This window comes from Acinetobacter brisouisimilis (assembly GCF_000368265.1).
Classification (GTDB): Bacteria; Pseudomonadota; Gammaproteobacteria; order Pseudomonadales; family Moraxellaceae; genus Acinetobacter.
Genome location: NZ_KB851219.1, coordinates 127,990 through 139,149, shown reverse-complemented (window position 1 = coordinate 139,149; position 11,160 = coordinate 127,990). Strand labels below are relative to the sequence as shown.

Sequence of the window (11,160 nt, the reverse complement as noted above, 5' to 3'; positions counted from 1 at the left end):
GGTGGGCGCTGACGGGATCGAACCGCCGACATTCTGCTTGTAAGGCAGACGCTCTACCAACTGAGCTAAGCGCCCTTAACGTCTTTATCGTTTGTGAGGTGCATTATAGAGAATCTTGATCTACTGTCAAACGCTTTTCGAGGCATTTCGTTATTTTTGTATCTGAATGATTAAAAAATAAGTCATTTTTCGCCAAATACTGTAAATCTCAGTAAAATGAGGCATTATTTTGGCTTAAACTTCAAGTGAATCATAAATTTGTTGATCAATTTTAGACTCAGACAAATACACTAAGGCATCCGTAGCAATAGATTCAAATAGCTCGATAACATCCTGATTCCGCATGCGGATACAACCATGTGAAGCTGCAATTCCCATTGGTTGATTATCTGGCGTGCCATGAATATAAATGTAACGGCGATAGGTGTCACAACCCTCACCAAGGTTAAAACCCTGTTCTAGCCCCTGTAACCATAAAATACGAGATAAAATCCAGTCACGTTCAGGAAACTGTGCAGCATAATCTGCAGAATAAGTTTCGCCCGTTGCTTGCCGTGCAATAAAAACACTGTTAGCTGGTAAATTCTGACCAAATTTTTCTGCAACTCGATGCCAGCCTCTTGGGGTTTTACCACTATTTTCAGCTTCGCCAATGCCATTTTTTCCAGAGGAAATCAGATATTTCTTCTTGAGTTTAGGTAATATCAGGGTTTGAGTCTCAAGATCTACTAAAATATCAGCATCGTGCAAGGAAGTTGGAAGCATCTTTACTTTCTCAAATCGTGGGCAGCAGGTTCTGGTCGTTGCCACAGCCAAATGACAACGATCAACATTGTGATATCGGTAAATACCTTAACAAGGAGTGGCGCTCGGGTAAACAACATGATCATCGCGCTGACAAACATCATACCTGATGCCCAGTATTTGGCTTTACGTGGTACTGTGCCATGTTCACGCCAATTGCGTAATGTTACGCCATATTTAGGATGATTGAGTAACCATGCATCCATCTGTGGCCAGCCTTTCGATGCAGCCCAAGCAGCTAAAATCAAAAAAATGGTGGTTGGCATTCCAGGTAAAATGGCACCTATCATTGCCAGTATGACAAAAATACTCACTAGAATGCGCCAAAACAATGTTTTCATTCAACAACCTGCTCAGATGAACAGTGCTAGTATAAGGTCTTCATGGTAATTGGTGTAATTTTAATGACTCACCCCATACTGCCTTTACACCAAAACGATTATTTTGAGCCTTGGCTGATTTTCACACAACCCTGTGTACGACAACTGGCTTTTGCAATTGCTAGCCCAAATTTACTGTGTGAGTTGCCTTTGGAACTGGAGATTCGACACGGTTTTCAGTTACATGATGCTGCCACATGGCAACAATATTATCTGCAGTATCAATCTCGCCTAAAGCAACTGGATCATGACCCTGCTCCATTACAGCAATTTCTAGCGCAGCTCAAAAGCACGCGCCTAGGACTACGCTTTGAAATGTTGTTGTGGTTCTGGTTACAAGACAATCCTGAACAGCGTTATCACCCCTATGAGCTATTAGGGCATAGCCTGCAACAAATTGATGGCGCAAAAACCTTGGGTGAACTTGATTTTGTGGTATTTAATCATCAAAGCCAACAAGTTGAACATTGGGAAGTAGCATTAAAGTATTACTTGGCAGAACGTGATTACAGCCTGCCTTTTTGGTATGGCTTAAATCGCGATGATACCTTCTTAAAAAAACTGCGCCATTTCACCGAACGCCAGTTCCAGTTTGATGAGGTTTTTGGGCGTCGTATTCAGCAAAAATTTGCAGTAGTCAAAGGACAACTTTTTCTTCCTGAGCATCAATTATTTGCAACTCCATCATGGATCGCAACACAACGTCGCTTAGGGCTTTGGGGAACTTTCATTCCGAAACAGCCCATGCAGCATTTAACACGCCATGAATGGATTTGCCCTAACCTTCAGTCAACTTCAACTGCTGCGCAATGGTGGTCTAACGGCTTATATTATGATGCAAACACACAACTTACTTATATGTATCGCCAACCTGCTTTGATTGATTCTGTATACAAATGCTACAAAGTGATTACATTTTAAATGTCAAACATCAATACTTTTTTAAATACGGCTTGTTTATGCTTGATACTACAGTAACAAAAAATGACATACTGGAGAGTCTTAATGAAAAAAATTCTATTTGCTTCAATCGCATTTGCTATTGTTCTGACTGGTTGTAATACGCTTAGAGGTGTTGGTCAAGATGTATCATCTGCAGGGCACGTCGTCTCCGATACTGCAACAAATACCCAAGAAAAAATGTAATAACATAATGATGTCAAAAAACCTTATCTTTCCGATAAGGTTTTTTTATTGCTGACTTTCCCCTATCATAATCAACAAATTTTATCCTGCTAGATTTTTGCTGCTTATGTCTATCTCCGAAACTCTTGATCTTAGTCTAGAACTTTTACGTCAGCCATCTGTGACACCTGTTGATCATAACTGCCAAACCATAATGGCAGAGCGCTTGGCAAAGGCTGGCTTTCATATTGAGCCAATGCGTTTTGGAGAAGTTGATAACCTTTGGGCACGCCGAGGTACAACCGAACCTGTATTCTGCTTTGCAGGTCATACTGATGTAGTCCCGACGGGTAATCTAGAAGGCTGGAAAACCCAGCCATTCCAACCAGAAATTAAAGATGGTAAATTGTACGGTCGTGGTAGTGCCGATATGAAAACAGCACTCGCTGCCATGGTGGTTGCAACCGAGCGTTTTGTTGCCAAGCACCCAAGCCACAAAGGCTCTATTGCTTATTTAATTACTTCCGATGAGGAAGGTCCTGCAATTAATGGCACAGTAAAAGTGATTGAAACTTTAGAAGCTCGTCAGGAAAAAATCACTTGGTGCCTTGTAGGTGAACCATCAAGCACTCATCGCCTCGGTGATATTGTCAAAAATGGACGCCGCGGATCTCTGAATGCCGTTTTAACCATCCAAGGGAAACAAGGTCATGTTGCCTACCCTCATCTTGCCAACAACCCGATTCATCAGGCATCTCCTGCACTGAACGAACTTTGTAACACGGTATGGGATCATGGCAATGAATATTTTCCAGCGACTTCATTCCAGATTTCAAATATCCATGCAGGCACAGGCGCAACCAATGTGATTCCTGGAACACTCAGTGTAACTTTCAATTTCCGTTACTGCACAGAAGTCACCGCCGAACAATTACAAGCACGTGTGATTGAAATTCTCAACAAACACAAATTAAATTTTGAAATTCAATGGACTCTCTCTGGTTTACCATTCCTTACTCCAGTGGGTGAACTCGTTAAAGCAACTCAGCATGCAATTCGTAAGGTTTGTGGAATTGAAACAGAATTATCGACCAGTGGGGGAACTTCAGATGGTCGTTTTATTGCACCAACAGGTGCACAAGTTCTGGAATTAGGAGTACTCAATGCAACAATTCATCAGGTCAATGAGCATGTCAATGTCGATGAGCTTGAGCCTTTAGCCTGTATTTATGAAGAAATTCTGGTACAACTGCTTGCCTAATTTAAGCCAAACAAAAAAGCCTTCGTGACCGAAGGCTTTTTTGTTTTTTCAATTCAAATTAACCAGTAATTCCTAGTTCACGTTGAATTTCTACCAAATTAGGAATCTGATATTGCTTGCCTTCAGCCACAACATATTGGAAAACTTTAGGGTCATCAATCAGTCGATCATCATCAACAACCTCAGAGATACGTAAGCGGATACCTCGTGGCATTTCATTGCATAACAAAGCAAACCGCTGAGTAATTTCATCACCTTCAATAACCAAAGCAATTCCATCTTCCATATCAGGATGATGAATCGCATAAATTGGCAAATCAACATCATGCCAAGTGAGGACATTGGCTTGTGTCTCTGTATTTTGTGCTGACAATACAATATTTTGAGGGATCAGCATGGGTACTTGGTTATAACACTCAATAATATAAGCATCAATAAAGCCCGTAGAGACTGAAATTAAATGTTGCAGCTCTTGCTGATCAATATTATGTATACGTTCGGTATTCATCTGCTATTCCTCAAGCCTCTGCCAAAATTTGCTCAATATGGTGCAGCAAATCTGCTTCCTGGAATGGTTTACCCATATAGTGAGTTACACCTAGGCTAAATGCACGCTCACGATGTTTTTCACCTGTACGCGATGTAATCATGATGATTGGTAAATCACGATAAACGGCATGATGACGCAATGTATTGGTGACTTCGAAACCGTCCATTCGAGGCATTTCGATATCAAGCAACATCACATCTGGCTTGATATGTTCAATTTGCTCAATGGCATCTACACCATCTTTTGCGGTTACAACATCATAGCCATGACGTTCTAATAAACGCGATGTTACTTTACGCACTGTCACCGAGTCATCGACAATCATCACTAATCGGCGAGCACGAGTAACTTTGGCAACATCACGACGCTGTTCAGATAGAGCAGCGGTACGCTGAGTGCTTTGGATACGGCGCGCAATATTATGACCATCAAGAATCAGACAAACTTGACCATCCCCCAAAATCGTTGCACCACCGATCACATCAATTTTTGCTAATTGCTGACCCAATGGTTTCACTACAATTTGTGCACGAGAGCCGATCAACTGGTCAACCAACAATGCAACGGTCTGGTTGTTATGACCTTTAATTAACAGTACAGGTAACGAATGTCCCACACCACTTAAACGAGGTACTGGCTGATGTCCGACAAATTCAGAGACATAACGCAGTTTATACTTTTGCCCATCAATACCGAAGGCTTCTTCATTACCTGCAAAGTAATCGGCTAGAGCTTGTGGAGAAATTCGTACAATACGCTCAATCTGAGTCAATGGAATTGCAAACTGCTGATCAGCAACTTTCACCATCAAGGCATCACTGACCGCAACCGTTGTTGGAACGCGGATAATAAATGTCGTTCCACGACCTTGCTCAGATTGAATAGAAACGTGCCCACCCAGAGTTTTAATTTCACTTTGTACAACATCCAGACCGACACCACGACCAGAAATCTGTGTAACTTCTTTTGCTGTCGAAAAACCAGAATGGAAGATGTATTGTAAAATTTCCTGCTGACTTAAATTATGATCAGCACTAATCAAACCTAGCTGGCGAGCTTTGTTTTCGATCTTACTCGGATTAATTCCTCGCCCATCGTCACGCACCTCAACCACAATATCAGAACCCTGGCGGCCGATTTCAATCTCAATACGCCCTGCTTCAGGCTTATGCTGTGCTAAGCGCTCTTCTGCCGACTCAATCCCATGGTCAATCGCGTTACGCATCATGTGTTCCAACGGCGTAACCAATCGCTCCAAAATGCTTCGGTCAAGTTCAACATCTTGATTGACAATATTTAAATTGACTGCACGATTCAAAGTTGATGACGTTTGGCGAACAAGACGCTGTAAACGACTTAAAATACGCGAGAATGGTACGAGACGTACACGCATCAGGCCATCTTGCATTTCTGCCTGAATACGGGACTGTTGTAACAATAATGCCTCTGCATCGCGAACTTTGTCGGCTAGTGTCACTTTAAAGTCGATCAAATCCGATGCAGATTCCGCCAATGATTTGGATAATTGATTCAAGGATGAATATTGATCCATCTCCAAGGGGTCAAAATCAGCATAACGAGAATTTTCCATTCCATGCTTGGCAATAATCTGGGTTTCAAGTTCGCCTTCCATTCGACGTAACTGATCAGACAAACGCTGAATTGCCAGTTCCATTTCATTGAGCGTGATGGTGAACTGACTGATTCCCATTTCAATACGCGAACGGTTAATCGCATTCTCACCTGTCAAGTTGATCATTGTCTCAACTAGACCTGCAGAAATACGAATCATCTCATTATTTTGATCTGTAGTATTTTCAGTATCCCATTCACCCAGCATTGAAGGAGGTTCTGTACCATCCCCTTCAATAAAGCCAGCAAATAGATTATTCGCGGAATCAAGATGACTAGAAGCTTGTTGTGGTAATTGTACAGAGACATCAATAAACTCAATCGAAGTCAACTGCTGTTTCAGCGTCTCTAGACCATCATATTGATTCGATTGAATCGCCTGCCGCAACCATGCAACGATATTGAGCAATAAGCCATCATATACATTTGAACTAAACTGGCGTAATGCAAATTGTTCGAATGTATTTTCCAATGCTGTTGCAATATCGATGACAGGTTGAACCCCCGCCATACGTGCAGCACCTTTAATAGTGTGTGTATCACGTTGCAATTCAAGCAGCAAACTACGATTGGTACGCTGATCAAACCAACGCTGCAACCGCGTCTGAATTTTTTGAATAAGCTCTTGAGTTTCTTCAATAAAGCTTTCTTGAATCAATGCTTGTAATTCAACCGCTTGATCTATATTTTCAGACAGATCAACTATAGGCTCAAGACTAACTGATTGTGAAGCTGCTTTCTCTTCAACGGTAGCAAGTTCATGTAAAACTTGTAGAATCGCTGTTGCTGGATAATCAATTCCTTTTTGCTGAATCACTTCAACACGTTCAGCAATCTGATCTTGTGCCAGACGCAAGACTGCCAGCAAATATTCGGTTGGCTGCAATTGCTGATAAATCAGTTTCTCATAAACAGTTTCGAGTTCATGTGCAATTAAACCGATCTGAGTCGCCTGAATCATATTTGCACCACCTTTAAGGGTGTGCAAATGACGCATCAGGACATTCAGATATTCAGGCTTATAATTCTCATGTAAATATGCATTAAAGTCATGATCAAGTTGTACCAGTAAATCTTCTGCTTCATCTAGGAAAATCAGATTCAGGTCAGTATCTGGCAAGTGAGTGACTTGTGCACTTTCAACTGCAAGATGATCACTAAAGATACGCTGTGCGACACGGCTGATTGGATCATTTACATTGATCTCTGGTTCAGCTAAGACTGGTGCAGGAGTTTTAACCACAATCGGCTCAACAGGCACATTGACTTGTGTCTGCTCAGCACGACGACTGATGCTAGGCTTCAATAACTCATCTAAAACTTGTAATGTGATGACTGCCGAATAATCGCATCGTGATTCACGAACCAAATCAATACGATCCGCAACAGCATCAAGCACCACACGCAATACTGCCACCAGTTTCGGCGATGTTTGTAATTGCCGGTTAATCAGACGTTCAAAAATTGTTTCCAGCTCATGCGCAATCAAGCCAATATTTTTCGCCTGAATCATATTTGCACCACCCTTTAAGGTATGCAAATAACGCATCAAATGATTCAATGCCTTAATGTGTTCAGGTTCTTGTTGATATATATTAAACGAATGATCAATCTGTGCTAACAGATCATCAGCTTCATCAAGGAATACATCTATAAGCTCTTGATCATCAAGAACTACACCTTGAGCCAAAGCCTGTTGATCTTGTGCTAATCGCTGTACATAACTTGATAAATCAAAGCTGGTTTCAGTTGCTGTTACGTGCTCTGGCTGCTGTTGCTGTAACCAATCCAACAAATCATTTAAGACATGCTCTGTCTGGTTCGACAAATAAACCATTTGCCCCGTTGCAAGCAAGTCAAAGTAATGGATTAATTCTTGATGAGCATCATCAAATAGCTCAAAAGTATAGTCAGAATCCAACACCCATGTTTTATCTAAAACAACCTGATAGCAAGATTTCAACTTATCTGCTAACTGAGGCAATGCGAGTGTTGAAAATTTATCAGTATACTCGCCAAGAATAGTAGCTTCTTGAATTAAAGTTGCAAGATAGTACGTTGGATCATTCTTAACAGACTTTTCAAAATCATGCTCAGCATCCAGCAAATGGTCAATATTCAATGCCATAATGTCATTGATTAAACCACTAATATTTAATGCTTCTTTAGTATGTTGCTGATTTTCCTGATACTCATGCCAAGTACGTTCAAATTCTTCAGCCACACCAAGGCTTTGTTCAGTCGGTTCTTGTTTCAGATCGGCCAGATACGTCGTGATAAACTTAGAGAAGTTCACCAGTAGATCCGTTTCAGCATCTGTCAAAGATTGCTCTTTTTGTAAATGTGCCTTTAAAGCATGTTCAACATTGGCACTCGCTTGAAAAATTGGTTCAATATGTGCCATGCCCGAACTACCTTTTAAGGTATGTAAAGCACGAATTAACGCATCAATCTGTTTTGCAGATGGATCACGTTGTTGAACAAACTGATTAATCGTATCTAAATGCTCTAACGCCTCTTCCAAATAAATTGTTAAGGTCTCAGAAAATACGATTTCTTCTTTAGCCTGTACAAAAGCTGGTTGATTAACCGAATCAACATCAACGAATTGCTCAACAGGCAAAGCAATATCCACCACAACATCTTTGGTATCAGATTGCTTAGCATCATCAACCAGCTCAAGCCCTGTAATATCGGCTTCACTGTGCAAGTTCGCTGTGACAGTCAAAAGATCTTGTAAAATAGTATCTGGGGTTTGCTGTTGCTGTAACTGTTGTCCAAGCAATACCATTGGCCGCAAGTCTAAGGTTAAAGCCTGCTGCTGCTGCAATAATGGATAAAGCTTATATTGAAAAACTCGAAAGCATGCCAAAGCAAATTGCTGAATCTGAGAAGATAAATCTACACTTTTCGCCATGACTCGATTGAGTAGATCTTCAGTTGTCCAAGCCAGCTCACCCGCTTGATAAGCCCCAACCATTCGCCCAGATCCTTTTAAGGTATGGAAATGACGGCGAATGTCTTTTAAATACTGTTCATTATTGGCATCTGCTAACCACAATGGAAATAGATGCTCAAATTCAGCCAAGATTTCCTGAAGCTCTTCAACAAAGATCTCTAAAATCTCAGCATCCTGTTCTAAATAGCCATCTTCAGGCAACGAGATCGTTGTTACTAAATTTTTTAGTATTTCTTTCATCGCTCAAACTTCTTCTGTTTAGCTTGATATTGTTGAGCGCAAGCTAGAGACATCTAGCTACTGCGGTTGCTCCAAGGGCTTCTCATTCGTAAACAAGAAACCCTTTCAACAGACAAAAGTTATTTATTCAGGTAACTTAAAGTCTGTTACAGATTCACGGAGTGACTCCGCCATATTTGCCAACTCAGAAACAGATCGTGCTGTATCAAAACTTGAAGTTGTTGTTTGCGATGTAATGTCTTGTACAACGCTCATCGTATTGGCAATATGACTTGCAGATGCTGACTGCAATTGTGCAGCATTTGAAATGTTGTCAATCAACTGTGCCAATGCTTTCGATACGTTTTGGATCTCATCCAAGGCAACCCCTGCATCCTTCGCCAAGTTCGCACCACGAACAACTTCGGCAGTCGTATGCTCCATGGAGATAACGGCTTCGTTGGTATCGGTCTGAATGGTTTTTACAAGGTTTTCAATCTGTTTGGTTGCAGATGCTGAACGTTCCGCAAGACGCTGGACTTCATCGGCAACCACCGCGAAACCACGACCCGCTTCACCAGCCATGGATGCCTGAATTGCTGCATTCAACGCCAAGATGTTCGTTTGGTCGGCAATATCGTTAATCAGAGAGACGATGTTCCCAATCTCTTGAGAAGATTCACCCAAACGCTTAATACGTTTTGAGGTTTCTTGAATCTGCTCACGAATATTATCCATACCTTCAATTGAACGGTTTACAACATCCGCGCCATTTGCCGCGATGACAACCGAACGCTGCGCAACCTCTGCAGATTCTGTTGCGTTGGTAGATACCTGATCAATAGACAATGCCATTTCATTCATTGCAGCTGAGGCACCAGCAATCTCTTGCGCCTGATGTTCTGCCGCTTCAGCAAGCTGATTGGTAATCTGCTGTGTGCCTTGAGAATAACGTGCAACTTCTTGAGAGGTGTCATTAATTCGCGATACCAAGTCACGTAATTGGTCAATCGCAAAGTTAATAGAGTCGGCAATCGCACCTGTAAAGTCTTCCGATACTGTTGCATAACTACGCAAGTCACCATCTGCCAAATCGGCGATTTCATCAAGTAAACGTAAAATCGCATTCTGGTTACGGTCATATTCTTCTTGCAAGCTGTCCATACGGACTTTATCGGCTTCACCACGTAGGCTTAAAAGGCGATATGCACAGTATAAGAATCCAACAAAGCTGATAATTAACAGGAATGAGAAGTAAATTGTTGCAGATGCTGTAGTTGATAATTTATTTAATGACGCAAGCAAATCACCAGACTGGTTAAAGATTTGTGCTGTTGATTTCTGTACAGCTGCAACTTTAGCAGAGTTGTTGAAAAGTACTGCCGCACCTGTTTTGATGACTTGATTATACTCAGTCTGAATTTCAGTGAGCTGATCACGCAAATCTGGATCATCAATACGTGCTACACCTAACTCCGCACTACCGTTTAATTGTGCATTGAGATACTTACCAAAAGTATCGGCATCTGTTTTAAAGTCATCTGCTGATTCTTTTGAAGTGTCTGATACTGATAAAATTGCATCAATTGAACGTAAAATACGCTCAGCAATCAACACTTGGTTTTTTGCAATAACAACCTGACTGCTCGGCATATTGCTATGTACCATTTGGTCGACTACAGCATTATATTGCGCCTGCATACCAGGAACAACCTGACTAATTGCAACATTGGTATCGTACAATTTGTTCAGGATTTTTTCATTTTGAACGATGGTATCAATATTTTTTGAAGTTTGCGTCCATTGGTCTTCAACTTTCTTTAAATTGTCGACACGGCTATGAACTGTTTTTAAACTTGCCAAACTTGCATTAAATTGTTGTTGTAAGTTCTTAAGTTTTTTAACCGAGTCCTCAGAACCCGATGCTGTTGCATCAGTTGCTTGACGGGAAATCATCTGAGATAACAAACGTAACTCACCCAAACTTTCAGTCTGGGTTTTGTTACGCGGTACGCTATATGCCAAAACCAATAAAAGCACAAAAGAAACGGCTGCACACACCAAACCCATCTGAATAAATGGTTTTGCACGCTCACGGTCACCAAATGTGTCCGAAGTTGCATCAAGCGTGTCTTTTATCTTACGAACAAAACCTTCATCACTATTTAAACTGATTTGGCCTGTTGTTGTACCTTTTAATTTATCAAAAAAGCCCATCCAGCTTCTCCCC

The 11,160-nt window shown here is 41.3% G+C and carries 8 protein-coding genes and 1 tRNA gene; 3 read left to right on the top strand and 6 right to left on the bottom strand.

Features of this window, described 5'->3' with window-relative positions; all coding sequences use genetic code 11:
- Positions 1–2 precede the first annotated feature (2 nt).
- The 3 genes from F975_RS04340 to F975_RS04330 form a co-directional block, all read right to left on the bottom strand.
- Positions 3–75 (bottom strand) — tRNA-Val (locus F975_RS04340).
- Positions 76–234: 159 nt separating this feature from the next.
- Positions 235–765: a cell wall-recycling L,D-carboxypeptidase ElsL gene (gene elsL, locus F975_RS04335; RefSeq protein WP_004750743.1), complete on the bottom strand. Its 531-nt coding sequence runs from the start codon at positions 763–765 to the stop codon at positions 235–237.
- A gap of 2 nt (positions 766–767) precedes the next feature.
- Positions 768–1,145, bottom strand: coding sequence for a YbaN family protein (locus F975_RS04330; protein WP_004750741.1), 378 nt, complete (start codon positions 1,143–1,145; stop codon positions 768–770).
- A 42-nt stretch (positions 1,146–1,187) separates the two neighbouring features.
- Here F975_RS04330 and F975_RS04325 point away from each other — a divergent pair, with 42 nt between their 5' ends.
- The 3 genes from F975_RS04325 to dapE all read left to right on the top strand — a co-directional run bounded on the left by F975_RS04325 (position 1,188) and on the right by dapE (position 3,570).
- Complete coding sequence (locus F975_RS04325) at positions 1,188–2,105, top strand: DUF1853 family protein (protein WP_004750739.1); 918 nt, start codon at positions 1,188–1,190, stop codon at positions 2,103–2,105.
- A gap of 84 nt (positions 2,106–2,189) precedes the next feature.
- Entirely contained in the window at positions 2,190–2,330 is a 141-nt protein-coding gene (locus F975_RS04320; RefSeq protein WP_004750737.1) for an entericidin A/B family lipoprotein, read from the top strand.
- A 106-nt stretch (positions 2,331–2,436) separates the two neighbouring features.
- Positions 2,437–3,570, top strand: coding sequence for a succinyl-diaminopimelate desuccinylase (dapE, locus tag F975_RS04315; protein ID WP_004750735.1), 1,134 nt, complete (start codon positions 2,437–2,439; stop codon positions 3,568–3,570).
- Positions 3,571–3,628: 58 nt separating this feature from the next.
- Here the strand turns inward: dapE and F975_RS04310 are convergent, their stop codons facing one another.
- The 3 genes from F975_RS04310 to F975_RS04300 all read right to left on the bottom strand — a co-directional run bounded on the left by F975_RS04310 (position 3,629) and on the right by F975_RS04300 (position 11,147).
- Positions 3,629–4,078, bottom strand: coding sequence for a hypothetical protein (locus F975_RS04310; RefSeq protein ID WP_004750732.1), 450 nt, complete (start codon positions 4,076–4,078; stop codon positions 3,629–3,631).
- Between the two features lie 10 nt (positions 4,079–4,088).
- The gene (locus F975_RS04305; RefSeq protein ID WP_004750730.1) at positions 4,089–8,951 is read right to left on the bottom strand and encodes an Hpt domain-containing protein; all 4,863 of its coding nucleotides are present in this window, start codon (positions 8,949–8,951) and stop codon (positions 4,089–4,091) included.
- A 123-nt stretch (positions 8,952–9,074) separates the two neighbouring features.
- Entirely contained in the window at positions 9,075–11,147 is a 2,073-nt protein-coding gene (locus F975_RS04300) for a methyl-accepting chemotaxis protein (protein ID WP_004750728.1), read from the bottom strand.
- Positions 11,148–11,160 lie beyond the last annotated feature (13 nt).

What these genes read in the sequence shown, in the direction of transcription:
- elsL (WP_004750743.1), bottom strand. Translation starts at nt 765, where the DNA reads ATGCTTCCAACTTCCTTGCACGATGCTGATATTTTAGTAGATCTTGAG.
- F975_RS04325 (WP_004750739.1), top strand. Translation starts at nt 1,188, where the DNA reads ATGGTAATTGGTGTAATTTTAATGACTCACCCCATACTGCCTTTACAC.
- F975_RS04300 (WP_004750728.1), bottom strand. Translation starts at nt 11,147, where the DNA reads ATGGGCTTTTTTGATAAATTAAAAGGTACAACAACAGGCCAAATCAGT.
- F975_RS04310 (WP_004750732.1), bottom strand. Translation starts at nt 4,078, where the DNA reads ATGAATACCGAACGTATACATAATATTGATCAGCAAGAGCTGCAACAT.
- F975_RS04330 (WP_004750741.1), bottom strand. Translation starts at nt 1,145, where the DNA reads ATGAAAACATTGTTTTGGCGCATTCTAGTGAGTATTTTTGTCATACTG.
- F975_RS04320 (WP_004750737.1), top strand. Translation starts at nt 2,190, where the DNA reads ATGAAAAAAATTCTATTTGCTTCAATCGCATTTGCTATTGTTCTGACT.
- F975_RS04305 (WP_004750730.1), bottom strand. Translation starts at nt 8,951, where the DNA reads ATGAAAGAAATACTAAAAAATTTAGTAACAACGATCTCGTTGCCTGAA.
- dapE (WP_004750735.1), top strand. Translation starts at nt 2,437, where the DNA reads ATGTCTATCTCCGAAACTCTTGATCTTAGTCTAGAACTTTTACGTCAG.